26 protein-coding genes are annotated in these 23103 nt (G+C 72.0%); 18 read left to right on the top strand and 8 right to left on the bottom strand.

The features are described from left to right. The first annotated feature begins 2 nt into the window (after positions 1-2). The 6 genes from priA to ACFY5C_RS15805 all read left to right on the top strand — a co-directional run bounded on the left by priA (position 3) and on the right by ACFY5C_RS15805 (position 4149). Positions 3-728: a bifunctional 1-(5-phosphoribosyl)-5-((5-phosphoribosylamino)methylideneamino)imidazole-4-carboxamide isomerase/phosphoribosylanthranilate isomerase PriA gene (priA, locus tag ACFY5C_RS15830; RefSeq protein ID WP_062719041.1), complete on the top strand. Its 726-nt coding sequence runs from the start codon at positions 3-5 to the stop codon at positions 726-728. Next, a complete protein-coding gene (locus ACFY5C_RS15825; RefSeq protein WP_389444653.1) occupies positions 725-1138 on the top strand; it encodes a RidA family protein in 414 nt (137 codons plus the stop codon). Before priA ends, ACFY5C_RS15825 begins: the two co-directional genes overlap by 4 nt. Beyond that, positions 1135-1890, top strand: coding sequence for an imidazole glycerol phosphate synthase subunit HisF (gene hisF, locus ACFY5C_RS15820; RefSeq protein WP_389444651.1), 756 nt, complete (start codon positions 1135-1137; stop codon positions 1888-1890). The genes ACFY5C_RS15825 and hisF overlap by 4 nt, the downstream gene beginning before the upstream one ends. Positions 1891-2010: 120 nt before the next feature. Next, positions 2011-2598, top strand: coding sequence for an ArsR/SmtB family transcription factor (locus tag ACFY5C_RS15815; protein WP_389444841.1), 588 nt, complete (start codon positions 2011-2013; stop codon positions 2596-2598). Between the two features lie 10 nt (positions 2599-2608). Then, positions 2609-3859, top strand: a complete 1251-nt coding sequence (locus ACFY5C_RS15810; RefSeq protein WP_389444649.1) for an MFS transporter — start codon at positions 2609-2611, stop codon at positions 3857-3859. After that, positions 3820-4149, top strand: coding sequence for a hypothetical protein (locus ACFY5C_RS15805; RefSeq protein WP_389444648.1), 330 nt, complete (start codon positions 3820-3822; stop codon positions 4147-4149). The genes ACFY5C_RS15810 and ACFY5C_RS15805 overlap by 40 nt, the downstream gene beginning before the upstream one ends. On the opposite strand, the gene ACFY5C_RS15800 is transcribed toward ACFY5C_RS15805, so the two are convergent. Further along, positions 4146-4781: a TIGR03085 family metal-binding protein gene (locus ACFY5C_RS15800; protein ID WP_389444646.1), complete on the bottom strand. Its 636-nt coding sequence runs from the start codon at positions 4779-4781 to the stop codon at positions 4146-4148. The two genes, ACFY5C_RS15805 and ACFY5C_RS15800, sit on opposite strands and share 4 nt — an antisense overlap. Before the next feature lie 74 nt (positions 4782-4855). Between ACFY5C_RS15800 and hisI the strand changes: the two genes are divergently transcribed. The 11 genes from hisI to lgt all read left to right on the top strand — a co-directional run bounded on the left by hisI (position 4856) and on the right by lgt (position 13763). Beyond that, the gene (gene hisI / locus ACFY5C_RS15795) at positions 4856-5284 is read left to right on the top strand and encodes a phosphoribosyl-AMP cyclohydrolase (protein WP_389444645.1); all 429 of its coding nucleotides are present in this window, start codon (positions 4856-4858) and stop codon (positions 5282-5284) included. Between the two features lie 11 nt (positions 5285-5295). Further along, positions 5296-6783 (top strand): anthranilate synthase component I, encoded by a 1488-nt coding sequence (locus tag ACFY5C_RS15790; RefSeq protein WP_389444643.1) that lies wholly within the window; start codon positions 5296-5298, stop codon positions 6781-6783. Positions 6784-6866: 83 nt separating this feature from the next. Beyond that, on the top strand, positions 6867-7511 hold the full coding sequence (locus ACFY5C_RS15785; protein ID WP_389444641.1) for a TIGR02234 family membrane protein: 645 nt from the start codon (positions 6867-6869) through the stop codon (positions 7509-7511). Positions 7512-7627: 116 nt separating this feature from the next. After that, positions 7628-7876 carry an HGxxPAAW family protein gene (locus ACFY5C_RS15780; protein WP_389444640.1) on the top strand — a complete coding sequence of 83 codons (249 nt, stop codon included), beginning with the start codon at positions 7628-7630 and terminating at the stop codon, positions 7874-7876. Positions 7877-7954: 78 nt separating this feature from the next. Beyond that, entirely contained in the window at positions 7955-8401 is a 447-nt protein-coding gene (locus ACFY5C_RS15775; RefSeq protein WP_389444638.1) for a DUF2752 domain-containing protein, read from the top strand. Between the two features lie 135 nt (positions 8402-8536). Then, on the top strand, positions 8537-9346 hold the full coding sequence (trpC, locus tag ACFY5C_RS15770; protein ID WP_389444637.1) for an indole-3-glycerol phosphate synthase TrpC: 810 nt from the start codon (positions 8537-8539) through the stop codon (positions 9344-9346). Positions 9347-9368: 22 nt separating this feature from the next. Further along, a complete protein-coding gene (trpM, locus tag ACFY5C_RS15765; RefSeq protein ID WP_389444635.1) occupies positions 9369-9611 on the top strand; it encodes a tryptophan biosynthesis modulator TrpM in 243 nt (80 codons plus the stop codon). A 60-nt stretch (positions 9612-9671) separates the two neighbouring features. Next, on the top strand, positions 9672-10958 hold the full coding sequence (gene trpB, locus ACFY5C_RS15760; RefSeq protein ID WP_389444633.1) for a tryptophan synthase subunit beta: 1287 nt from the start codon (positions 9672-9674) through the stop codon (positions 10956-10958). Beyond that, positions 10955-11773 (top strand): tryptophan synthase subunit alpha, encoded by an 819-nt coding sequence (trpA, locus tag ACFY5C_RS15755; RefSeq protein ID WP_389444632.1) that lies wholly within the window; start codon positions 10955-10957, stop codon positions 11771-11773. The genes trpB and trpA overlap by 4 nt, the downstream gene beginning before the upstream one ends. A gap of 118 nt (positions 11774-11891) precedes the next feature. Further along, entirely contained in the window at positions 11892-12668 is a 777-nt protein-coding gene (locus tag ACFY5C_RS15750; RefSeq protein ID WP_389444630.1) for a DsbA family protein, read from the top strand. Between the two features lie 99 nt (positions 12669-12767). Beyond that, positions 12768-13763 (top strand): prolipoprotein diacylglyceryl transferase, encoded by a 996-nt coding sequence (gene lgt / locus ACFY5C_RS15745; protein WP_389444628.1) that lies wholly within the window; start codon positions 12768-12770, stop codon positions 13761-13763. 58 nt (positions 13764-13821) lie between these two features. On the opposite strand, the gene ACFY5C_RS15740 is transcribed toward lgt, so the two are convergent. The 7 genes from ACFY5C_RS15740 to ACFY5C_RS15710 are packed head-to-tail and all read right to left on the bottom strand — an operon-like array spanning position 13822 to position 21771. Further along, positions 13822-14655, bottom strand: a complete 834-nt coding sequence (locus ACFY5C_RS15740; protein WP_389444627.1) for an HpcH/HpaI aldolase/citrate lyase family protein — start codon at positions 14653-14655, stop codon at positions 13822-13824. Further along, on the bottom strand, positions 14652-15878 hold the full coding sequence (locus tag ACFY5C_RS15735) for a CaiB/BaiF CoA transferase family protein (RefSeq protein WP_389444626.1): 1227 nt from the start codon (positions 15876-15878) through the stop codon (positions 14652-14654). Before ACFY5C_RS15735 ends, ACFY5C_RS15740 begins: the two co-directional genes overlap by 4 nt. Then, entirely contained in the window at positions 15875-16768 is an 894-nt protein-coding gene (gene rbsK / locus ACFY5C_RS15730; RefSeq protein ID WP_389444624.1) for a ribokinase, read from the bottom strand. The genes ACFY5C_RS15735 and rbsK overlap by 4 nt, the downstream gene beginning before the upstream one ends. Then, on the bottom strand, positions 16765-18162 hold the full coding sequence (locus ACFY5C_RS15725) for an ADP-ribosylglycohydrolase family protein (RefSeq protein WP_389444622.1): 1398 nt from the start codon (positions 18160-18162) through the stop codon (positions 16765-16767). The genes rbsK and ACFY5C_RS15725 overlap by 4 nt, the downstream gene beginning before the upstream one ends. Beyond that, entirely contained in the window at positions 18150-19343 is a 1194-nt protein-coding gene (locus ACFY5C_RS15720) for an ADP-ribosylglycohydrolase family protein (protein ID WP_389444620.1), read from the bottom strand. Before ACFY5C_RS15720 ends, ACFY5C_RS15725 begins: the two co-directional genes overlap by 13 nt. Positions 19344-19351: 8 nt before the next feature. Next, positions 19352-20716 carry an ADP-ribosylglycohydrolase family protein gene (locus ACFY5C_RS15715; RefSeq protein ID WP_389444839.1) on the bottom strand — a complete coding sequence of 455 codons (1365 nt, stop codon included), beginning with the start codon at positions 20714-20716 and terminating at the stop codon, positions 19352-19354. Continuing rightward, positions 20659-21771, bottom strand: coding sequence for an ADP-ribosylglycohydrolase family protein (locus ACFY5C_RS15710; protein WP_389444619.1), 1113 nt, complete (start codon positions 21769-21771; stop codon positions 20659-20661). The genes ACFY5C_RS15715 and ACFY5C_RS15710 overlap by 58 nt, the downstream gene beginning before the upstream one ends. Positions 21772-22045: 274 nt before the next feature. On the opposite strand from ACFY5C_RS15710, the gene ACFY5C_RS15705 reads away from it, so the two are divergent. Beyond that, positions 22046-22777 carry a VIT1/CCC1 transporter family protein gene (locus ACFY5C_RS15705; RefSeq protein ID WP_362378290.1) on the top strand — a complete coding sequence of 244 codons (732 nt, stop codon included), beginning with the start codon at positions 22046-22048 and terminating at the stop codon, positions 22775-22777. The last annotated feature ends 326 nt before the right edge of the window (positions 22778-23103 follow it).

Raw genomic sequence — 23103 nt, 5'->3', positions numbered from 1 at the left:
ACATGGCCAAGCTCGAACTCCTCCCCGCCGTAGACGTCCGCGACGGCCAGGCCGTCCGCCTCGTGCACGGCGAGTCCGGCACCGAGACCTCCTACGGCTCGCCTCTGGAGGCCGCCCTGGCCTGGCAGCGCTCGGGCGCCGAGTGGCTGCACCTTGTCGACCTGGACGCCGCCTTCGGCACCGGCGACAACCGCGAGCTGATCGCCGAGGTCGCGAAGGCGATGGACATCAAGGTCGAGCTGTCCGGCGGCATCCGCGACGACGCCTCCCTCGCCGCCGCGCTCGCCACGGGCTGCACCCGCGTGAACCTCGGCACGGCCGCACTGGAGACCCCCGAGTGGGTCGCCAAGGTCATCGCCGAGCACGGCGACAAGATCGCCGTCGGTCTCGACGTACGCGGCACGACCCTGCGCGGTCGCGGCTGGACCCGTGACGGCGGCGACCTCTACGAGACGCTGGAGCGCCTCAACAACGAGGGCTGCGCCCGCTATGTCGTCACGGACATCGCCAAGGACGGCACGCTCCAGGGCCCCAACCTTGAGCTGCTGAAGAACGTCTGCGCCGCGACGGACCGCCCGGTGGTGGCCTCCGGCGGGGTCTCGTCGCTGGACGACCTGCGGGCCATCGCCGAGCTGGTCCCCCTCGGTGTCGAGGGCTCCATCGTCGGGAAGGCCCTGTACGCGAAGGCGTTCACCCTGGAAGAGGCCCTGGAGGTTGTCTCGTCATGACGTCCGATGCCGTACGGCGCGTGCAGAGCGGAAGTCCCTGGGAAGAGTCCTTCGGTTTCGCACGTGCCGTGGCGGCGGGCGACCGCGTCCTGGTCGCGGGCACGACGTCCTTCAAGGGCGACGTGCTGTACGGCGAGGGCGACCCGTACGAACAGGCCAAGGTGGCCTTCGCCAACGCCATCGAGGCGATCGGTGAGTTCGGGCTCGACGCCGGGTCCGTGGTCCGTACGCGGATGTACCTGACCCACGCGCGGGACGTGGAGGCCGTGGGCCGGGCCCACAAGGAGTTCTTCGACGCCGTGCGCCCCGTCTCGACGCTGCTGGTCGTCGAGGGGTTCGTGGACTCGCGCATCCTGGTCGAAGTGGAAATAGAAGCATTCAGAAGGACGTTGGAGGAGCCGGTTTCATGACCCTGGCGGTCCGAGTCATCCCCTGCCTGGACGTGGACAACGGCCGGGTCGTCAAGGGCGTCAACTTCCAGAACCTGCGCGACGCGGGCGACCCCGTCGAGATGGCCAAGGTGTACGACGCCGAGGGCGCCGACGAGCTGACGTTCCTGGACATCACCGCGTCGTCCGGCAACCGCGAGACGACCTACGACGTGGTGCGCCGCACCGCCGAGCAGGTGTTCATCCCGCTGACGGTCGGCGGCGGGGTCCGCACGGCCGAGGACGTGAACAAGCTGCTGCGGGCGGGAGCGGACAAGGTGGGCGTCAACACCGCCGCCATCGCGCGCCCCGAGCTGATCCGGGAGATCGCCGAGCGGTTCGGGCGGCAGGTGCTGGTGCTGTCGGTCGACGCGCGGCGCACGCCCGAGGGCACCTTCGAGGTGACCACGCACGGCGGCCGACGCGGCACCGGCATGGACGCCGTCGAGTGGGCGCACCGCGCGGCCGAGCTGGGCGCCGGCGAGATCCTGCTCAACTCGATGGACGCGGACGGCACGAAGGACGGCTACGACCTGGAGATGATCCAGGCCGTACGCAAGCACGTGACGATCCCGGTGATCGCCTCCGGCGGCGCCGGCAAGCTCACCGACTTCCCCCCGGCCATCGAGGCGGGGGCGGACGCGGTGCTGGCGGCGTCGGTGTTCCACTTCGGGGATCTGCGGATCGGCGAGGTGAAGGAGACGCTGCGGACGGCGGGACACCCCGTCCGCTGACCTCGGGCTGAGCCCCGGCCGTGCTGGAAGCGGCCGGGGCTTTCTCGCGACCAGATGCGAAAGGAAACTTGCGCAATATTAATTGTGCAATTTTTCTTTTGTATCTACGGTGAGGGCATGATGGACAAGGAGAGAGACCGCCGCATCACTGACCTGGGCACCCTCAAGGCGCTCGCCCATCCGCTGCGGATGAAGCTGTTCCGAGGGCTGACGATCGCCCAGGTCGCCACCGCCTCACAGCTCGCCGAACAGGTCGACGAGGCCGTGTCGCTGGTCAGCTACCACCTGCGCAAGCTCGCCGAACACGGACTCATCGAGGAGGCCGAGCCGCAGACCGCCGACGGGCGCGAGCGCTGGTGGCGGCCCGCCTCCGACGGTGTGCGCATCCGCGACGAGGACTTCCGTGACGCCCCCGAGGAGGCGGCCGCGCACACCGCGGCGAGCCGGCTCTTCGCCGAGCAGCGCACGGACATGTACCGGCGCTGGCTCGACGAGCGCGCCCACTGGAGCCCCGAGTGGAACCGGGCCGCCGCGTCCTCCGAGTCCGTCCTGCGGCTCACGGCGGACGACCTGGCCGAGCTGAACAAGGAGTTGCTGGCTCTCCTGCGCCGGTACAGCGAGCAGGCCCGGGCCGCCGACGCCGCCGGTGACACCGAGGGCCGCGAGAACGTCGCGGTGCACACGTACGCGTTCCCGTTCCGGCCCTGAGAGGACCGACGTGACTTCGACGCAGACCGGCTCCGCGACCGCCGCCGGGGCGGAGCGGGCCGCCCACCGCGATCCCAACGTGCTGCGCTGGCTCGGCGCGTACGCCTCGTCGGCCGTCGGCGACAACGTCTACTACCTCGCCCTGTCCTGGGCGGCCGTGCAGGCCGGTACGCCCGCCCAGGCCGGCCTGGTCACCGCGCTGAGCGCGGTGCCGCGGGCCGTGCTGATGCTCGGCGGGGGAGTGATCGCCGACCGGTTCGGCCCGCGCAGGGTCCTGATCAGCAGCGACGCCGTGCGCTGCGCGGCGGTCCTCGCGGTCGCCGTACTGCTGCTCGTCGGCCGGCCCGGACTGTGGCCGTTGGCCGCTCTGGCGCTGGTCTTCGGGGCGGTCGACGCCGTGATGATGCCCGCGCTGGGTGCCCTGCCGACCCGGATCACCGGACGCGGACAGCTCGCCCGCGTGCACGGCATGCGGGGCCTCGCCGTCCGGCTGGCCAACGTCGTCGGCGCGCCGCTCGGCGGCCTCGGCGTGGCCCTCGGGGGCACCGCGGGGGCGTTCGGCCTGGCCGGGCTGCTGTTCGCGGCCTCCCTGCCGCTGCTGATCGCGCTCCGGGTGGCGAAGCAGCCCACGGACGACGCACACGCGCGTGGCAGCGCCTGGAGCGACCTGACCGGCGGCCTGCGCCACATACGCGGCCACCGCGTCCTGCTGCCGCTGATCGCCGTCATCGCGCTCAGCGACCTCGGCTTCGTCGGCCCGCTGAACGTCGGCCTGACCCTGCTCGCCGACGAACGCGGCTGGGGAGCCGGAGGAGTCGGCTGGGTGCTCGCCGGGTTCGGCACGGGCGCGGGAGCGGCCTCGCTGTTCCTCACCACCCGAGGCCGCGTCCCGCGCGCGGGGCTCGTGCTGTCCGTGTCCGGCGTGGTCAGCGCGGTGGCGATCGGCTCCCTGGCCTTCGTGCCGAACGTCGCGACCGCCGTCGCCGTGGCCCTGTCCATCGGCCTGATCTCGGGGTTGAACGGTGTCCTGTGCGGGGCACTGCTGCAGGCCGAGTCCGACCGGGCGTACGTCGGCCGGGTCACGTCCGTGGCGAACTTCTTCAGCCTCGGCGTCGCCCCGCTCACCTTCCCCCTGACCGGCGCCGCGATCGGCGTGTGGGGCACCGGCCCGGTCTTCGTCGCCAGCGCGCTGGTCTGCGGGCTCGGCGGCGCCGTCGGCCTGTGTGCGGGCGGCCTGCGCCGGGCGGAGCTGCCTCGCTGACCGGCGCGGACCAGCCTGCCGGCGACATTGCTCTGTCCGTCGGGCTGGTCTCCGGGTTGAGCGGCGTCCTGTGCGGGGCGCTGCTGCAGGCCGAGTCCGACCGGGCGTACGTCGGCCGGGTCACGTCCGTGGCGAACTTCTTCAGCCTCGGGGTAGCCCCGCTGACCTTCCCCCGTACCGACGGCGCGGGCGGCCTGCGGGCGGGCCTCCTGCGCGCGGGCGACCTGCGCCGGGCGGAGCTGCCTCGTTGCCCGGCGCGGACCGTGAGCCGCTTCCCGAGTCCCGGCTAGATCCCGAGCTGCTTCGTCTCGTGCAGCTTGGCGATCGCGTCCTCGTCGCCGTCCAGCTCGACCTTCGCGGCGCTCTGGCGGCCGTAGGAGAACAGCAGCAGCTCGGAAGGCTCGCCCGTCACCGTGACGACCGGGGTGCCGCGGTGGGCGACCGCCGTCTGGCCGTCGGGGCGGCGCAACACCAGGCCGGTGGGTGCGGTGCGGCCCATCAGGCGGGCGGAGCGCTCGAGGCGGGACCACAGGGCGTCCTGGAAGACCGGGTCGAGCTCGCGTGGCGTCCAGTCGGGCCGGGCGCGGCGGACGTCCTCCGTGTGGACGTAGAACTCGAGCGTGTTGGACGCCTCGTCGATCTGCTTGAGCTGGAACGGCGAGAAGCGCGGCGGACCGGTGCGGATGAGCTGGATCAGCTCCTCGTACGGCTTGGCCGCGAACTCCGCCATCGCCTTGTCCAGGCGCGGCGCGAGCGGCTTGATCAGAATGCCGGCGGCAGCGTCGGGGCGGCGCTCGCGCACCACCACGTGCGCGGCCAGATCGCGGGTCGTCCAGCCCTCGCAGAGGGTGGGAGCCTCGGGGCCCTCGGCCTCCAAGAGGTCGGCCAGGAGAAGTCGTTCACGCTTGGCGAAAGTCGACATGGAGTCAGCCTACGACCGCGTACCGGGTCCGCCCAATGGACAGCGGGCCGTCACTGTCAGTCGCGCGCGGCACAATGGCATGCATGACCACCAGCACGCCCCGTCAGCCCAGTCCGCTGGACCCCGAGATCGCCGCCCGCCTCAAGCGCAGCGCGGACGGACTCCTGCCTGCCATCGCCCAGCAGTACGACACCGGGGAGGTGCTCATGCTCGGCTGGATGGACGACGAGGCACTGCATCGCACGCTCACCACCGGCCGCTGCACCTACTGGTCGCGCAGCCGCCAGGAGTACTGGGTCAAGGGCGACACCTCAGGCCACTTCCAGTGGGTGAAGTCCGTGGCCCTGGACTGCGACGCCGACACCGTGCTCGTCAAGGTCGACCAGGTGGGCGCGGCCTGCCACACGGGCGCGCGTACCTGCTTCGACGAGGACGTGCTGCTCAAGGACGGCGCAGCCGGCGCTCCCGGTACCGGTTCCGGCGCACCGGCCACGGATCAGTAGGGTCAGCCGCCATGGACCTCGAGACGTTCCGCAAGCTGGCCACCGATCGCCGCGTCATTCCGGTCACCCGCAAGCTTCTCGCCGACGGCGACACCCCGGTCGCGCTCTACCGCAAGCTCGCCGCCGAGCGCCCCGGCACCTTCCTGCTGGAGTCCGCGGAGAACGGCCGGTCCTGGTCCCGCTATTCGTTCGTGGGTGTCCGGTCCGCCGGGACACTCACCGAGCGCGACGGACAGGCCCACTGGCTCGGCGCCCCGCCCGTCGGCGTCCCCGCCGAGGGCGACCCGCTCGCCGCCCTGCGCGCCACCATCGAGGCCCTGCACACCCCCCGCGACCTCGCCCACGACCTGAACCTGCCGCCCTTCACCGGCGGCATGGTCGGCTACCTCGGCTACGACATCGTGCGCCGCCTGGAGAAGATCGGCCCCGGCGAGCGGGACGACCTGAAGCTGCCCGAGCTGACCATGCTGCTCACCAGTGACCTCGCCGTCATGGACCACTGGGAGGGCTCCGTCCTGCTGATCGCCAACGCGATCAACCACAACGACCTCGACACGGGCGTCGACGAGGCCTACGCCGACGCGATCGCCCGCCTCGACGCCATGCAGGCCGACCTCTCGCGCGCGGTCGCCCAGCCCCCGGCGGTGCTGCCGCCCTCCGAGCTCCCCGAGTACACCGCCCTGTGGGGCGGCGAGGACTTCCAGGAGGCCGTCGAGGACATCAAGGAGCGCATCCGGGCCGGCGAGGCCTTCCAGGTCGTCCCCTCCCAGCGCTTCGAAACGCCGTGCACGGCAAGCGCGTTGGACGTCTACCGGGTCCTCAGGGCGACCAATCCGTCGCCGTACATGTACCTGTTCCGGTTCGACGGCTTCGATGTCGTCGGCTCGTCCCCCGAGGCCCTGGTGAAGGTCGAGGACGGACAGGCCATGGTCCATCCCATCGCCGGCACCCGGTGGCGCGGGGCGACCCCGCAGGAGGACCAGGCCCTCGCCGACGAACTGCTCGCCGACCCCAAGGAGCGCGCCGAGCACCTCATGCTGGTCGACCTGGGCCGCAACGACCTGGGGCGGGTCTGCGAGCCGGGTTCGGTCGAGGTCGTCGACTTCATGTCCATCGAGCGGTACTCCCACGTGATGCACATCGTCTCGACGGTGACGGGCCGCGTCGCACCGGGCCGCACGGCCTTCGACGTCCTGACGGCCTGCTTCCCGGCCGGCACCCTCTCCGGCGCGCCCAAGCCGCGTGCGATGCAGATCATCGACGAACTCGAGCCGTCCAGAAGGGGGCTGTACGGCGGTTGCGTCGGCTACCTCGACTTCGCGGGCGACTCCGACACCGCCATCGCGATCCGCACGGCCCTGCTGCGGGAGGGCACCGCGTACGTCCAGGCGGGCGCGGGCATCGTCGCCGACTCCGACCCCGTCGCCGAGGACACCGAGTGCCGCAACAAGGCCGCTGCCGTACTGCGGGCCGTACACACGGCGAACCGGCTCAAATGACCCCTCGCGGCCGCCGTCCGTGAACCCGGGTGGCGGCCATCACCTGAACCCCGGGTGTCTGATCGTTCGGGGTTCGGGTGATAGTGGGGTACGTGACTGTCGTTCCTCCTCCCCGTTCCGATGCCCCGGCTTCCGCCCGGGCCGGCCGTATGAGCCTCGCCGTCGCCCTGCTGTGCGGTGCGCTCGGCGCGGCCGTGGCGCTGCTCTCCACCCGGCAGCTCTGGTCGGAGGGCACCGCGATGGTGCCCGGCGGCGCGTTCCCCCTGACCGCCAAGGGCAGCGACGTCACGGGCGTCCCCGCGGCCCTGGCCATAGTGGGGCTCGCCGCACTCGTCGCCGTCTTCGCCGTCCGCCGGGCCGGCCGCTTCATGGTCGCCGCACTGCTCGCGCTCTCCGGCGCCGGCACCGTCGCCGCGGCCCTGTTCGGCGCCTCCGACAGCTCCGCGCTGGACGAGAAGGCCGCGCAGGCCTCCGGCGACACCTCGGCCACCGTCCAGGGGCTCACCCACACCGGCTGGCCGTACGTCGCGGCCGTCGGCGGCGCCCTGATCCTGCTCGCGGGGCTGCTGGCCCTGCGCTACGGCCGGCTGTGGCCCGGCATGTCCAGCCGCTACGAGCGCTCCGGCGCACCCCGGCCGCGCGGCAGGAAGGCCCCGGCCGCCGACCCCGAGCGGCCCGAGGAGCTGTGGAAGGCCCTCGACCGCGGCGAGGACCCGACCGGAGCCTGAGACCCGTCCGGGCGCGCCGAGACCCCCGATCACCGCACGCGCACGCGTGCGGGACAATGACTGCGAGCGACCGGCTCAACCACGTACGACACGTACACAGCAACGAGGAGCAAGCAATGGCGGGCAGCAGCCACGGTCACACCCCGGCCGCCTGGACCGGTGTCACGATCGCCTTCATCGGTTTCTGCGTCTCGGGCGCCTTCATGGTGTTGGCCCAGCCTGCGGGCTTCTGGGCAGGCCTGGGTGTCGTGGCCCTCGGCGGCGTCGTCGGCTGGATCATGCGCGGCATGGGCCTCGGACAGCCCAAGGACGCGCACGAGGCGCTCATGGAGCAGCAGCGCGAGCCGGCGAGCGTCGAGAGCTGACACGCGTACGACTTCGCTGAGGGGCGACCCGGCGCCGAACAGGGCGCGGTGGGCGCCCCTCACGCGTGTGCGGGCACAATGCATGGTGTGAACGCCAACAGCCAGAGGGTGACGCGGCCCGGCACAGGGGGTGTGCTCGGGCGGCTGGCCGCCCCGGCCGGCAGTCTCGCGGCCGTCCTCGGCGCCTTCGCGTACGTCGGTGCCGTCGACCCGAACGAGCCCGGCCACTACCCCGCCTGTCCGCTCCTGCAGCTCACAGGCATCTACTGCCCCGGCTGCGGAGGGCTGCGCAGTGCGCACGCCGTCGCCCACGGGGACTTCGTCGCGGCACTCCAGGACAACGCGCTGGCCGTCGTCGGCTACGGGCTCTTCGCCGTGGTGTGGACCGTCTGGGTGGTCCATGCGGTGCGCGCGCGGCCGTTCAGGATCGGTCTCGGGCCGGTGCAGCTGTGGGCAGCGGGCGCGTTGGTGCTGGTCTTCACCCTTGTCCGGAACCTGCCGTTCGGTGGCTGGCTCCACCCTTGATCAACTGGAGAACGTCCAGGTAGTGGGACCGGCGTCAACCGGATGCGAGGCCTACGCCGTCCTGCGGATACCATCGCAGTGACCATAGGTTTCGTACCGCTTTCTCAGTCAACCGTCTGGAAGGGGGCCGCTCGCGTGAGTGTGCTCGACGAGATCATCGACGGAGTCCGTGCCGACCTCGCGGAGCGGCAGGCGCGCGTCAGCCTCGACGAGCTCAAGGAGCGCGCGGCGAAGGCGCCTGCGGCCAAGGACGGGGTTGCCGCGCTCAAGGGCGACGGCGTCAAGGTCATCTGCGAGGTCAAGCGCTCCAGCCCCTCCAAGGGTGCGCTGGCCGCGATCGCCGACCCGGCCGGGCTCGCCGCGGACTACGAGGCGGGCGGCGCGGCCGTCATCTCCGTGCTGACCGAACAGCGGCGCTTCGGCGGCTCACTGGCCGACCTCGAGGCCGTCCGCGCCCGCGTGGACATCCCGGTCCTGCGCAAGGACTTCATCGTCACGTCGTACCAGCTGTGGGAGGCCCGGGCCTACGGCGCCGACCTCGCCCTGCTCATTGTCGCGGCCCTCGACCAGTCGGCGCTGGAGTCGCTGATCGAGCGCGCGGTGTCGATCGGCCTGACCCCGCTGGTCGAGGTGCACGACGAGGACGAGGTCGAGCGTGCCGTGGACGCGGGCGCGAAGATCATCGGCGTCAACGCGCGGAACCTGAAGACCCTGGAGGTCGACCGCGGGACGTTCGAGCGCCTCGCGCCCGAGATCCCCGCCAACCTGGTCAAGATCGCCGAGTCCGGCGTCCGCGGCCCCCACGACCTCATCGCCTACGCCAACGCCGGCGCCGACGCGGTCCTGGTCGGCGAATCCCTGGTCACGGGCAAGGACCCGAAGTCGGCGGTCTCCGACCTGGTGGCAGCGGGCGAGCACCCCGCACTGCGGCACGGCCGCAGCTGATCTTTCGCTAGGCTGGCTTCCGATGACTCTCACCGTGACCACACTGGACCGGCACGCCCGCCTGGCGCGCGGCTGCCGGCCCCGGGGCTGCCGCGCACCGGCACGCCGCGTGCACGGACGCAGGGTCAGGTATGTCATCGGTGACGAACCCGGGCAGGTCAACGGCCGTCGATGGCAGCAGGCCTCCAGGGGCGCGGGGCTCTGTTTGATTTGCGACTACCGCCGCGTGAGCGCGACAAGCCACAGCCGGCCGGCAGCCGACTGACGAAACCCCGCCCCCACGGCGATTAGTGATCTCTCCACAAACTCACCGTGAGGTACACGCATGCCCAGCGACTTCTTCATCCCCGACCCGGAGGGTCAAGTCCCCACCCCCGAAGGCTACTTCGGCGCCTTCGGCGGCAAGTTCATCCCGGAGGCCCTCGTCGCCGCCGTGGACGAGGTGGCCGTCGAGTACGACAAGGCCAAGCACGACCCCGAGTTCGCCCGGGAACTCGACGACCTGCTGGTGAACTACACCGGCCGCCCGAGCTCCCTCACCGAGGTGCCGAGGTTCGCCGAACACGCCGGTGGCGCACGGATCTTCCTCAAGCGGGAAGACCTCAACCACACCGGCTCCCACAAGATCAACAACGTGCTCGGTCAGGCCCTGCTCACCAAGCGCATGGGCAAGTCCCGCGTGATCGCCGAGACCGGCGCCGGCCAGCACGGTGTGGCGACGGCGACGGCCTGCGCGCTGTTCGGCCTCGACTGCACCATCTACATGGGCGAGATCGACACCCAGCGCCAGGCCCTCAACGTGGCCCGGATGCGCATGCTCGGCGCCGAGGTCATCGCCGTGAAGTCCGGCAGCCGCACCCTCAAGGACGCCATCAACGAGGCGTTCCGTGACTGGGTCGCCAACGTCGACCACACGCACTACCTCTTCGGCACGGTCGCCGGCCCGCACCCCTTCCCCGCCATGGTCCGCGACTTCCACCGCGTGATCGGCGTCGAGGCCCGCCGTCAGCTCCTGGAGCGCGCCGGCGGTCTCCCCGACGCCGCAGTCGCCTGCGTCGGCGGTGGCTCCAACGCCATCGGCCTCTTCCACGCCTTCATCCCCGACACGGACGTCCGCCTCATCGGCTGCGAGCCCGCCGGGCACGGCGTCGAGACGGGCGAGCACGCCGCCACCCTCACCGCGGGCGAGCCCGGCATCCTGCACGGCTCCCGCTCCTACGTCCTGCAGGACGACGAGGGGCAGATCACCGAGCCGTACTCGATCTCGGCCGGCCTGGACTACCCGGGCATCGGCCCCGAGCACTCCTACCTCAAGGACAGCGGTCGCGGCGAATACCGCGCGGTCACCGACGACGCCGCCATGCAGGCGCTGCGCCTGCTGTCGCAGACCGAGGGCATCATCCCGGCCATCGAGAGCGCCCACGCGCTCGCCGGGGCCCTCGAAGTCGGCCGGGAGCTGGGCACGGACGGGCTGATCGTCGTCAACCTGTCCGGGCGCGGCGACAAGGACATGGACACGGCCGCCCGTTACTTCGGCCTGTACGACACCGACGCCGAGGTCGCCGCCGACGCGGACGCCGACGCCGCCGAGATCGAGGGGGACGCCAAGTGAGCGGGAACATCCAGCTGTTGACGGACACCCTCCAAGCCGCCAAGGCCGAGGGGCGCTCCGCGCTCATCGCCTACCTCCCGGCGGGGTTCCCCACCGTGGACGGCGGCATCGAGGCGATCAAGGCCGCGCTCGAAGGGGGCGCGGACGTCGTCGAGGTCGGCCTGCCGCACAGCGATCCCGTCCTCGACGGCCCCGTCATCCAGACCGCCGACGACATCGCCCTCAAGGGTGGGGTCAAGATCGCGGATGTCATGCGGACCGTCCGCGAGGCACACGAGGCCACCAGTAAGCCGATCCTCGTCATGACGTACTGGAACCCCATCGACCGCTACGGCGTCGAGCGCTTCACCGCCGAGCTGGCGGAAGCGGGCGGGGCGGGCTGCATCCTGCCCGACCTGCCCGTGCAGGAGTCGGCCCTGTGGAGGGAGCACGCCGAGAAGCACGGGCTCGCGACGGTCTTCGTCGTGGCGCCCAGCAGCAAGGACGAGCGGCTCGCGCAGATCACCGCGGCGGGCAGCGGCTTCGTCTACGCCGCCTCGCTCATGGGCGTCACCGGCACTCGCGAGTCCGTGGGCGCGCAGGCCCAGGACCTGGTCGAGCGCACCCGGGCCACCGGCACCGACCTCTCCGTCTGCGTCGGGCTCGGCGTCTCCGACGCCAGGCAGGCCGCCGAGGTCGCCGGCTTCGCCGACGGCGTGATCGTCGGCTCCGCCTTCGTCAAGCGGATGCTGGACGCGCCGGACGACGCGGCCGGTGTCGAGGCCGTGCGGACGCTCGCCGGTGAGCTGGCGAAGGGCGTGCGCGGGCGGGCGTAGGCAAGGTTCCCGCCGGCGAAATACATCTTCAGACGAAGGGTCTTCCGTACGAGTCGCTCGAACGGGTGGACCTGAGGCCGGGGAGGCGCGCAGCGCCTCCCCGGTTCGTTCTGCGGGTGTGAGCGAAAAGAATCGTGACGGAAAGCGGACCGCCCGGGAGCGGCTGGCGGTCGAGCGTGAGAAGCAGAAGGCCGCCGACAAGCGGCGCCGCGCGCTGATCGTGGGCGCGAGCGTCGTCTGTGTCCTCGGACTCGCGGCGGTGATCGGAGTCGTCGCGGCGAACGCCGGCAAGGACGACAGCAGCGAGTCGGCGGGCCCGGTCGTCGGACCCTCGGGGGCGCAGGGCAAGGACGGCCTCGCGATCCCGGTCGGCGAGGAGAGCGCCAAGTCGACGCTCACGGTCTGGGAGGACTTCCGCTGCCCGGCTTGCAAGTCCTTCGAAGAGGCCTACCGATCGACGATTCATGAGCTGACGGATTCCGGAAAGCTCAGAGTCGACTACCACCTGGCGACGATCATCGACGGCGGCATGGGCGGCACCGGCTCGCGCAACGCCGCCAACGCCGCGGCCTGCGCCCAGGACGCCGGGAAGTTCACGCCGTACCACGACGTGCTGTTCCAGAACCAGCCCCCCGAGCCCGACGACGCCTTCGCCGAGAACAGCAAGCTCCTGGAGCTCGCGGGCAAGGTCAAGGGCCTGGACACGCCCGCCTTCCGCAAGTGCGTCGAGGACGGCACCCACAACAGCTGGGTCGACAAGTCCAACGAGGCATTCAAGAAGGGCGGCTTCAGCGGCACCCCGACGGTGCTGCTGAACGGCAAGAACATCTACCAGGACCAGACGATGACCCCGGCCAAGCTGAAGCAGATGGTGGAGGAGGCCGCCAAGGGGTGACCCCGGATGGGCAGTGCGCTTGCGTGCACTGCCTGTTATGGACCCGTAGCCGGGCTGCCCGACATCGCTGCCGCCCGGCAGGGTAGCGTCGACCTTGCCATGGAACTTGCCTACATTCCCAGCCCGTCGCGCGGGGTGATCCACCTCGGTCCCATTCCGCTGCGCGGCTACGCCTTCTGCATCATCATCGGTGTCTTCGTAGCCGTCTGGCTCGGCAACAAACGCTGGATCGCCCGGGGCGGGCGGTCCGGCACGGTGGCCGACATCGCGGTCTGGGCCGTACCGTTCGGCCTGGTCGGCGGACGCCTCTACCACGTGATCACGGACTATCAGCTGTACTTCAGCGAGGGCCGCGACTGGGTGGACGCCTTCAAGATCTGGGAGGGCGGCCTCGGCATCTGGGGCGCCATCGCCTTCGGTGCGCTGGGCGCGTGGATCGGCTGCCGCCGCCGTGGCATCCCGCTGCCCGCCTACGCCGACGCCGTCGCCCCCGGCATCGCCTTCGCCCAGGCGATCGGCCGCTGGGGCAACTGGTTCAACCAGGAGCTGTACGGGCGGCCGACCGACCTCCCGTGGGCGCTGGAGATCACGTCCTCGACGGACGGGCGGGTGCCGGGCACCTACCACCCGACGTTCCTGTACGAGTCGCTGTGGTGCATCGGCGTCGCGCTGCTGGTGATCTGGGCCGACCGCCGCTTCAAGCTGGGCCACGGCCGGGCGTTCGCGCTGTACGTCGCCGCGTACTGCGCGGGGCGCGCCTGGATCGAGTACATGCGGGTCGACGACGCCCACCACATCCTGGGCCTGCGGCTGAACGTCTGGACCGCGCTGATCGTGTTCCTGCTGGCGGTGACGTACCTCGTGGTGTCCGCGAAGAAGCGCCCCGGCCGGGAAGAGATCGTGGAGCCGGGTGCCGCCGACGCCGCCGGTGAGGCTGAGGGTGCCGAGAGTGGTGACGAGGCCGACGGTGAGAAGGCCGGGGCGGACTCTTCGGACCGCTCACAAGCCTCGGAGGCCTCCGACGACTCCGACACCTCGGAGGCGGAGAGCAAGAAGGAAGCCGGCGACGAGGCCGAGTCGGCCAAGAAGGGCTGACGGTCGCAGTACGCCGAAGAGGGCGCCCGGGGTCTGCCCGGGCGCCCTCTTCGCGTGTTCAGGCGCGGCGGGCCAGGGACAGCGTGCGCTGCGCCGTCGCGACCACCGCAGCGTCGATGAAGCTTCCGTCCGGGAGGGCCTGGGCGCCCCGGTTCGTCGCCGCCGCCTTGATGATCGTCTCCGCCTGTTCCAGTTCCTCCTCCGTGGGGAGATAGGCGCGTTCGATCACCGGGAGCTGGCGCGGGTGGATGGCCGTACGCCCCAGAAAACCCAGGGCACGGCCGTGCGCGCAGGTTGCCGCCAGGCCGTCCAGGTCGCGGATGTCGGGGTGGACCGACTGGGGCGGCGGGGCCAGGCCCGCGGCCCTGGCCGCGACGACGACCCGGGCGCGGGACCAGTCGAGGCCCGCGTCGCCCCGGATGCCCAGGTCGGCCCGCAGATCCGATTCGCCGAGGGCGATCCCGCGCAGGGACGGATGGGCGGAGGCGATGGCGTACGCGCGCTCGATGCCGAGGGCCGACTCCAGCAGGGCGTGCAGCGGCGGGGCGCCCCCCGCGCTGGGCGGTGTGGTCTCCGCGAGGTGGACGATCTGGTCGGCGGACCGCACCTTGGGCAGGCGGATGCCGGACAGCCCGGGGCGCGTGGCCAGTGCCTCCAGGTCCTTGGCCGCCGCCGGGGTGTCCAGGGCGTTCACGCGGACATGGACGGGGACGGGGTGCTCCGGTTCGGCGAGCAGGTCGGCGGTGGCCGACCGGGCGTAGTCCTTGCGGTCCGGGGCCACTGCGTCCTCCAGGTCGACGATGACGATGTCGGCGCCGGACGTCAGGGCCTTGGCCACCACATGGGGGCGGTCGCCGGGGGCGTACAGCCAGGTCAGGGGGTAGGGCGTCACAGGGCGCCCTCCTCGCGCAGGGCCGCCAGCTCGGTGCGGGTCAGGCCCAGGTCGGTGAGGATCTCGTCCGTGTCGGCGCCGTGCGGGCGGCCCGTCCAGCGGATCGTGCCGGGGGTGGCGGAGAGGCGGAAGAGGACGTTCTGCATGCGGAGCGGGCCCAGTTCGGGGTCGTCGACGGTGGTGATCGTGTCGAGGGCCGCGTACTGGGGGTCGGTCATCACGTCCCGTACGTCCTGGATCGGGGCGACCGCCGCTTCCGCCTTCTCGAAGGCCGCGAGGACGTCGACGCGGGTGTGGCGGCCGATCCAGTCGCCGACCGCCTTGTCCAGGACGTCGGCGTGGCGGGCCCGGTCGGCGCCCGTCGCGAACCACGGCTCGTCGATCAGGTCGGGGCGCCCCACCAGGTGCATCACGCGCTCGGCGATGGACTGGGCCGAGGTGGAGACGGCGACCCAGGTGCCGTCCGCGGTGCGGTAGGTGTTGCGCGGGGCGTTGTTGGCGGAGCGGTTGCCGGTGCGTTCCTGGACGTAGCCGAGCTGGTCGTACCAGGTCGCCTGGGGGCCGAGGGCCAGCAGCATCGGCTCGATGAGGGCCATGTCGACGACCTGGCCCTCGCCGGTGCGCCGGCGCGCGGCCAGGGCCGTCATCACGGCGTACGCGGTGGCGAGGCCCGCGATCGAGTCGGCCAGGCCGAAGGGCGGGAGCGTCGGGGGAGCGTCCGGTTCGCCGGTGAGCGCGGCGAAGCCGCTCATCGCCTCGGCGAGGGTGCCGAAGCCGGGGCGGTGGGCGTAGGGGCCGAACTGGCCGAAGCCGGTGATGCGGGCGAGGACCAGGCGGGGGTTGGCGGCGGAGAGCTCCGGCCAGCCGAGGTCCCACTTCTCCAGAGTGCCGGGGCGGAAGTTCTCGATGACCACGTCGGCGGTGGCGACCAGGCGCAGGAGGGTGGCACGGCCGCCGGGCCTGGAGAGATTCAGGGTGATCGTGCGCTTGTTGCGGCCGAGGACCTTCCACCACAGGCCGACGCCGTCCTTCGACGGGCCGTGGCCGCGGGAGGGGTCCGGCTTCTCGGGGTGCTCGACCTTGACGACCTCCGCGCCGAAGTCGCCGAGCATCGTGGCGGCGAGGGGCCCGGCGAAGAGGGTGGCCAGGTCGAGGACGCGGAGGCCGGACAGGGGGGCCTCGGCTGTTTCCGTCACCCGGCTTGCCTGCGATGCCTCGGTCATGACGCGTACCGCTCCTCGATCTCGGGGCGGTACGGCATCGACACCGAGGCACCCTCCCGCTGGACCGACAGCGCGGCCGCCTCGGCCGCCCATCTCAGCGCGTCCCGCATCGGACGCCCTTCGCCGACGGCCACCGCGAGGGCGCCCACGAAGGTGTCGCCCGCGCCGGTGGAGTCGACGGCGGTGACTTTCGGGGCGGGGACGGTCAGGGGATCCGCGCCGCGGGTGGCGTACAGGCTGCCCGAGGCGCCCAGGGTGACGACCACCTCGGGCACCTGGTCGAGCAGCGCGGTGGCCGCCTCGCGGGGGTCGGTGCGGCCGGTGAGGGTGGTGGCCTCGTGCTCGTTGGGGACCAACAGGTCGATGGCGGCGAGAAGTTCGCCGGGCAGTGGCTGGGCGGGTGCGGGGGTCAGGATCGTACGGACGCCGTGACGGCGGGCCGCCCGGGCGCCGGCGAGGACCGCGGCCAGCGGGATCTCCAACTGCAGCAGCAGCGTGTCGGCGGAGGCGATGACGCCCTCGTCGCCGGGGCTGAGGTGGTCCAGCGTGCCGTTCGCGCCGGGGATCACGACGATCGCGTTGCCGCCCTCGTCGTCCACGACGATGTGCGCGGTGCCGGACGGGCCCTCGGCCGTGCGGAGGTCGTCGGTGTCCACGCCGGAGTGCTCGAGGGTGGAGCGCAGGTGGGTGCCGTAGGCGTCGTTGCCGACGGCGCCGATCATCAGGACGTTGCCGCCCGCGCGGGCCGCCGCGATCGCCTGGTTGGCGCCCTTGCCGCCGGGGATCGTACGGAACTCCCGGCCCGTCACGGTCTCGCCGCGCTGCGGGGCCTTCTCGACGTACGTGACGAGGTCCATGTTCGTGCTGCCGAGCACGACGATGTCGGTCATGGGTGAGCGGCCTCCAAGGGGGTGAGTCGGTGGGTCAGCTCGTGCGTCAGCCGGGCGAGCGTGTCGAAGCCGGTGCCGTTGAAGCCGGCGACGGAGGTGGCGAGACGGTTCTTGAGGGGGGCCGTCCAGCGGTCGGGGAGGGCTGTCGGGGTGCCGGCGAGGAGGGCGGCGATGCTGCCTGCGGTCGCGCCGTTGGAGTCGGTGTCCCAACCCCCCGACACGGCACGGCAGATGGAGCCGGTGAAGTCGCCGTCCGCGTGCGTGAGGGCGGCGGTGATCAGGGCGGTGTTGGGGATGGCATGGACCCAGTGATGGGTGTCCGCGTGGGCGGCGTGGAGTTCGTCGACGACCGTGTCGAAGTCCTCGTGGGTCCGGGCGAGCCGGACGGCGTGGCGGATCGCCTCGGCCAGGCGGGAGCTCGAGGGGACCACCGTGAGGCCGGTGCGCAGGCAGGCGTGGATGTCCTGGGCGCCGGTCGCCGTCGCCGCCTGTGCGATGACCGCGGCCGTGAACATCGCCGCGTAGACCCCGTTGGCGGTGTGGGTGAGGGTGGCGTCGCGGTGGGCCTGTTCGGCTGCGGCGGCCGGGTCGCCGGGGTTGGTCCAGCCGTGGACGTCCGCGCGGATGAGGGCGCCGATCCACTCGCGGAAGGGGTTGCGGTGGCGGGCCGTGTGCGGGGGTTCGATGCCGAGGAGGAGGTTGCGGTGGGCGATGCGCTCGGCCGTGAACGTGCGGCCGGGCGGAAGTTCGTCGAGCCAGAGGCGGGCCACGTCGGTGGTGGTGAAGGTTTTGCCGTGGCGTTGGAGCAGGAGGAGGTTGAGCAGGGGGTAGTTGAGGTCGTCGTCCTCGGGCATGCCGTCGATGTTCTCGGCGAGGGAGGTGGTCGCCGAGCGCCGGTTCCAGGGGTGGGTGGCGAGGAGCTCCTCGGGAACGCCGCGAGCGGTGAAGTAGGTGCTCAGGGGCCAGTTGCCGGTGGATCCGGCGAGTTGGCGGATGGCTTCCAGGGGGAGCTTTTCCACGGGCTTGCCCAGGAGACAGCCGACGGCCCGGCCGAGCCAGGCGGCCTCGTAGCGGGTGGGAGCGGGCGGTGCTGCGGACGTGCCGGTATCGCCCGGCCAGTCCGGGCACCGGGACTTGATCTTGTCCAGATCCGTCGGCTCGTCGTCCTTCAACCTGCTGGGCAGGTCCGCCAGTTCGTCCAGCAGGTCCTTTGCCAGTGTCCGCAGGTATCTCGACGCGGGCTCGGCAGACGAGCCCGCCCGCAGCGGGGCCTGTCCGCCGCCGGCCGCCGTCCACCTCGCCGCGATCCTCGACGGTTCCCTGCCGTCCAGGGCCGCCTGGCGCAGTTCGTGGCCGAGCAGGTCCTCCGGCTGGACCCAGGTCAGTCGGAGCATGCTCGGCCCTCCAGTGCGGTGAAGGCCGCCTCGTGGGCACGGCGTCGGCGGACGTCACGGTCGTGGATCTCCCGGGTCACCTCGGTCAGCGTGCGCGCCGGTTCCCAGAGGTCGAGGCGGCTGGCCTCCGCGACCGTCTTCGACCACTCCTGAGGGGGCGGTGAGCCCAGGGCGCCGCACAGGGCGCCGGCCATCGTCGCGATGGAGTCGCAGTCGCGGCCGTAGTTCACGGCGCCCAGGACGGCCTGGCGGTAGTCACCGTTCGCGACCAGCAACATGCCCAGGGCGACGGGGAGTTCCTCGATGGCGTGCAGGCGGGAGGGGCGACGGGCGCCGAGGGAGGGCTGCCGGTAGTCGGGGCCGACCGTGTCGTACGGGGCGACCGCCTCCCGGAGCGGGGCCAGGGCCGACTCGAAGTCGCTGTGGGCGCTTGCCGCTTCGCAGACCTTCTCGATCGCCGTGCGCGTGCCGTCCCTTGCCAGCGAGAGACAGGCCGTGACGACCGAGTCCGGTGTCGCCCCCGGCGTGCACGCCGCTGCCACCGCCGCCGCGAAGACGCCCGCCGCCTCACGGCCGTACGACGACTGGTGGGCCCCCGCGATGTCCAGCGCCTCGGCGTACGCCGCCCTCGGGTCGGCCGCGTTGACCAGGCCGACCGGGGCCACGTACATCGCGGCACCGCAGTTGACGATGTTGCCGACGCCCGCCTCACGCGGGTCCACGTGGCCGTAGTGGAGGCGCGCCACCAGCCACTTCTCCGCCAGGAAGATGCGGTGCAGAGGGAGGGCCTGCGACTCGAGTTCCGGGATCCAGCGCGGGTTCGTCATCAGGTCCGGGACCAGGTGCTCGGCGATCGCGTACGCGTCGAGGTGATCGCGGACCGTCCCGTAGACGCGGATCAGCGCATGCGTCATCAACGTGTCGTCGGTGACGTGCCCGTCGCCCTTGTGATACGGCGCGATGGGGCGGGCCGTGCGCCAGGCGTCGCCGTTCCAGGGGCCGACGATGCCGTGGACACGGCCGCCGTGGCGCTGAAGGATCTGGTCGGGTGAGTAGCCCTCCACCGGGCCGCCGAGGGCGTCGCCGACCGCCGCGCCGACCAGGGCGCCGGTGATCCGCTCGTCGAGCCGCGGACCACTGGCTTCTTGCGGGCCACTGGTTTCTTCTGCTTTGGGCGTCATGCCCCGAATCATCCTCCTGGTCGGGCCGGTTGCGTGGCTTCCAGGAGTTCGGCGAGTTCCACCAGGTCGGTGCCGGTGAGCCGGGGGAGTACGCAGCCGGAGAGAGTGCGGCACGCGTCGCGCCAGGTCGCCGGGATCGACGCGTTGCCGCCCAGCGCGCCCGTGAGCGCGCCGGCCAGGGCCGGTGCCGAGTCCGCCACCCGGGACAGACACGCGGCGGCCGGGACTGCCTCCGCGATACGGCCGTCCGCCGCGACCGTGAGGGCCAGGGCCACGGGGACCGTTTCGGCCGCGGCGACGCCGTAGCTGTAGACGTGGTCGACGATTTGGTGTTCGAGGAGGGGGATCAGGGCGAAGGAGCTGTCGGCGGCCTGCGCCAGCTTCAGCGCGTGGCGGGCGTTGCGGCCGATCTCCGTCTCCTCGGGGAGTTCGGCGAGTGCGGCGGTGACGCAGGCCTCGGTCGTCGCGCCGGTCAGGGCAAGGGCGAGGGCCGCCGCCATCGCCCTCGCGCCGTGCACGCCGTCGCCGTCCTGGGTGTAGCGGGCGTCGAACTCGGCGAGGTCGGCGGCTCCGCGAGGGTCGCCGGGGTGGGCCACGGCGAGGACGCAGGCCCGAAGACAGGCGGCGTCGTCGAAGTAGTGCGGGTTGTCGTGCCCGGTGGCGGGTGGGCGCAGGCCGGTGGCGAGGTTGCCGAGGCCGGCGCGGACGGAGATGCGGGCGCGCAGGGGGAGGATCGCCGACTCGACCTCGGGGGCGCGGTCGGCTGCGGCGGCTACTTCGCTGGCCACGGCGTTCCAGGTCAGGTCGATCGCGGCCCGGGTGCGGCGCTCTCGGCTGAGGTCGCCCAGGGCGGTGTCGTCACCGGCGCGCAGGAGTGCCTCGGCTGCGAAGGCTGCCCATTCCGCGTCGTCGGAGGGGCCCAGGCGCAGGGGCTCGGGGGGCTGGTTCAGGGCGAGGGGGAGGGGGAGGGTGGTGGTGGCGTTGTGTTCGGCGAAGGTGTCGAGTTCGCGGGTGAGTCTTCGTGTCCACTCGGGCATGCGGGCGGCTCTGTGGCGGGCTGCCGGCCAGCCTGCGGCGTCGCCTGCGGCGAGGCCGAGCAGGAGGCCGGCGATGCGTTGTCCGGCCTCGGCTTCGCCTTCGGCCGGTTGTCTCCCACCGGCACCACCCGTGCGACTTTCGTCGTCGGGTGCGGGTGGCCCCAGTGGGGCGTGCTCGCCGTCGGCGACCGCGAGATCGTTCGGCGACGTCAGGGCCGTGGCGGCGTCATCCGGGGGAGTGGAAGCCGGGGATCCCTCGTCCAAGGGGCGGGGCGGCGTCACGGTCGGGCCTCCGCCTCGTCGTCCGTGACCAGGGCGAGGGAGTGGCGCGCGAATGCCTCGCCTCCCATGGGCACCTCACCTGCCGAGGGCCCCCTCGCCCCCCACTTCCCGCCCTCCCCCGGCACCAGCAGCTCCGCCACATCCAGCACGTGGTGCCCGGCCATCGACGGCAGGCAGCTGCCACGGGCCGGCTCGATCGCCGCCGCCCACTCCGTAGGGATCGCGGACTCGCCCTGCGTCGCGCCCGCCAGCGCACCCGCCACCGCGGCGGTCGTGTCCGCGTCCCGGCCCATGTTCACGGCCGTGAGGACCGCCTGGACGAAGTCGCCGTCCGCTGCCGCGTACGCCCCGAAGGCCAGCGCGACCGCTTCGGGGGCAAGGTCGGTCCAGGGGTAGCCGCCGATGACGACGGCGGAGCGGACCGCGCGTTCGCCGCGGTGGGCCACGGTCACGGCCCGGCGCAGCGAGCGGGCCGTCCAGGAGTCGTCCGGGACCACCGCGAGGGCCGAGGCCACCACGGCGATCGTCGGTGCCCCCGCCATCGCCGCCGCCACGCCCGCCGCCACCGCCTGGCCGCCGTAGATGCCCTCGCCCTCGTGGCTCACCGAGCCGTCGATCGCCACCAGGCGGGCCGCTTCGGCCGGGCGGCCCGCCGCGAAGACCCCGAAGGGTGCAGCCCGCATGGCGAGACCGTCGCTCCAGGCGTGCCGGTGCTGGGCCGAGATCGGGGCTGCGAGGCCCCGGCGGAGGTTCTCCAGCGTGCCGCGCTCGCTGAAACCCGCGCCCCGGAACGGGCCCTCGGCACGGTCCGCGATCCACTGGTGCCAGGCCGATTCCACATGCGCCGGAGTGAGGGCCGAGCCGTGGCGGGCGAGGAGCAGGCCCGAGAAGATCGCGTACTCCGTGTCGTCCGTGCCGGAGGGATCTTCGGCGACGAAGCCGGTGATACGGCCCCAGCGGGCCCGGATCTCGGAGGGCTTCATGTTCTCCGCGGGGGCGCCCAGCGCGTCGCCGACGGCCAGGCCCAGCAGTGCGCCGCGTGCCCGTCCGCGGAGTTCGATGGCGTCCCCGGGCGCCGGGACCGAGGGGATGCAGGCGGTCGATGGCATGCGTGGCCTCTCCTCCGGGGGCTCCGCCCAGGGCGCGGAGCCCTTTGCGGATATGTCCCACCGTCGGCGGTTGACCCGAGCCTCAGAAGCCTCAGTGTCACCCGGTCGACATCTGTGCATGGGGCGGCACGAATGAGCGTTCTAAGGGAAAGGTGCAGGTTAGCGCAGCCTCTCCTTGCTGGCGGCGGGGAATCTTGGAGCGTAGATTTTGTGTTGTCAAAGAATAGAACGTGTCTAAAGACAGCCTTACCTGAGCTTTCATGGGGGACCAGTCATGGCCATCATCGAGACCGAAGCCGCCCTGCATGAGGCGCACCGTGACAACCACACGCACCGGGATGTGAACGGCGGCTGGCTGCGTCCCGCCGTCTTCGGCGCGATGGACGGTCTGGTCTCCAACCTCGCCCTGATGACCGGTGTCGCGGGCGGGGCGGTCAGCCATCAGACCATCGTGCTGAGCGGGCTCGCCGGTCTTTCCGCCGGCGCCTTCTCCATGGCCGCCGGTGAGTACACCTCCGTCGCCTCCCAGCGCGAGCTGGTCGAGGCAGAGCTGGACGTCGAGCGCCGGGAGCTGAGAAAGCACCCGAAGGACGAGGAGGCCGAGCTCGCGGCTCTCTACGAGGCTCGGGGTGTCGAGCCGCAGCTCGCGAAGGCCGTCGCCGAGCAGCTCTCCCGCGACCCCGAAGTGGCCCTGGAGATACATGCCCGGGAAGAACTCGGCATCGACCCCGGCGATCTGCCGTCGCCGCTGGTCGCGGCCGTGTCGTCGTTCGCGTCGTTCGCGCTGGGCGCCCTGCTGCCCGTACTGCCGTATCTGCTCGGTGCGACCGCGCTGTGGCCGGCCGTGCTGCTGGCGCTGGCCGGGCTGTTCCTGTGCGGCGCGGTCGTGGCCAAGGTGACCGCGCGGTCCTGGTGGTTCAGCGGGCTGCGGCAGCTCGCGCTCGGCGGTGCCGCGGCCGGTGTGACGTACGCCCTGGGCAGCCTGTTCGGAACGGCCGTAGGATAGCTCGGCTCGGACTTATGCGTTGGGCCGCATAAGTAGCCGTTACTCGCTGGTTTCGAATGCTTAACCACCGGGCATGAGCCGTAAGCGCTGCGGGCAATGAGGCCTGTGACGCACTCGCGGGGTGGGCGACGACGCCCGCCTTCGCCCCCTGGATCGACGGACATGGACCTGTCCCGTTCGCTCCCCACATACTTCGAGCCATGTGCGCGGAACCCCTGCCGTAGCCCATGGTGTCCGCATGGTGGAACGGATTATCCCGCTTCCCGAGAACCGCCCCATCATGTAACCTGCACGAAATTTTGTACTCACGCAGAGGGCCAACGTCG

This window comes from Streptomyces sp. NPDC012935 (genome assembly GCF_042900345.1).
Taxonomy (GTDB): Bacteria; Actinomycetota; Actinomycetes; order Streptomycetales; family Streptomycetaceae; genus Streptomyces.
This window is presented reverse-complemented; position numbering and strand designations above follow the sequence as displayed.

What these genes read in the sequence shown, in the direction of transcription:
- priA (WP_062719041.1), top strand. Translation starts at nt 3, where the DNA reads ATGGCCAAGCTCGAACTCCTCCCCGCCGTAGACGTCCGCGACGGCCAG.
- ACFY5C_RS15825 (WP_389444653.1), top strand. Translation starts at nt 725, where the DNA reads ATGACGTCCGATGCCGTACGGCGCGTGCAGAGCGGAAGTCCCTGGGAA.
- hisF (WP_389444651.1), top strand. Translation starts at nt 1,135, where the DNA reads ATGACCCTGGCGGTCCGAGTCATCCCCTGCCTGGACGTGGACAACGGC.
- ACFY5C_RS15815 (WP_389444841.1), top strand. Translation starts at nt 2,011, where the DNA reads ATGGACAAGGAGAGAGACCGCCGCATCACTGACCTGGGCACCCTCAAG.
- ACFY5C_RS15800 (WP_389444646.1), bottom strand. Translation starts at nt 4,781, where the DNA reads ATGTCGACTTTCGCCAAGCGTGAACGACTTCTCCTGGCCGACCTCTTG.
- hisI (WP_389444645.1), top strand. Translation starts at nt 4,856, where the DNA reads ATGGCATGCATGACCACCAGCACGCCCCGTCAGCCCAGTCCGCTGGAC.
- ACFY5C_RS15790 (WP_389444643.1), top strand. Translation starts at nt 5,296, where the DNA reads ATGGACCTCGAGACGTTCCGCAAGCTGGCCACCGATCGCCGCGTCATT.
- ACFY5C_RS15780 (WP_389444640.1), top strand. Translation starts at nt 7,628, where the DNA reads ATGGCGGGCAGCAGCCACGGTCACACCCCGGCCGCCTGGACCGGTGTC.
- ACFY5C_RS15775 (WP_389444638.1), top strand. Translation starts at nt 7,955, where the DNA reads ATGCATGGTGTGAACGCCAACAGCCAGAGGGTGACGCGGCCCGGCACA.
- trpM (WP_389444635.1), top strand. Translation starts at nt 9,369, where the DNA reads ATGACTCTCACCGTGACCACACTGGACCGGCACGCCCGCCTGGCGCGC.
- trpB (WP_389444633.1), top strand. Translation starts at nt 9,672, where the DNA reads ATGCCCAGCGACTTCTTCATCCCCGACCCGGAGGGTCAAGTCCCCACC.
- lgt (WP_389444628.1), top strand. Translation starts at nt 12,768, where the DNA reads ATGGAACTTGCCTACATTCCCAGCCCGTCGCGCGGGGTGATCCACCTC.
- ACFY5C_RS15735 (WP_389444626.1), bottom strand. Translation starts at nt 15,878, where the DNA reads ATGACCGAGGCATCGCAGGCAAGCCGGGTGACGGAAACAGCCGAGGCC.
- rbsK (WP_389444624.1), bottom strand. Translation starts at nt 16,768, where the DNA reads ATGACCGACATCGTCGTGCTCGGCAGCACGAACATGGACCTCGTCACG.
- ACFY5C_RS15725 (WP_389444622.1), bottom strand. Translation starts at nt 18,162, where the DNA reads ATGCTCCGACTGACCTGGGTCCAGCCGGAGGACCTGCTCGGCCACGAA.
- ACFY5C_RS15720 (WP_389444620.1), bottom strand. Translation starts at nt 19,343, where the DNA reads ATGACGCCCAAAGCAGAAGAAACCAGTGGCCCGCAAGAAGCCAGTGGT.
- ACFY5C_RS15710 (WP_389444619.1), bottom strand. Translation starts at nt 21,771, where the DNA reads ATGCCATCGACCGCCTGCATCCCCTCGGTCCCGGCGCCCGGGGACGCC.
- ACFY5C_RS15705 (WP_362378290.1), top strand. Translation starts at nt 22,046, where the DNA reads ATGGCCATCATCGAGACCGAAGCCGCCCTGCATGAGGCGCACCGTGAC.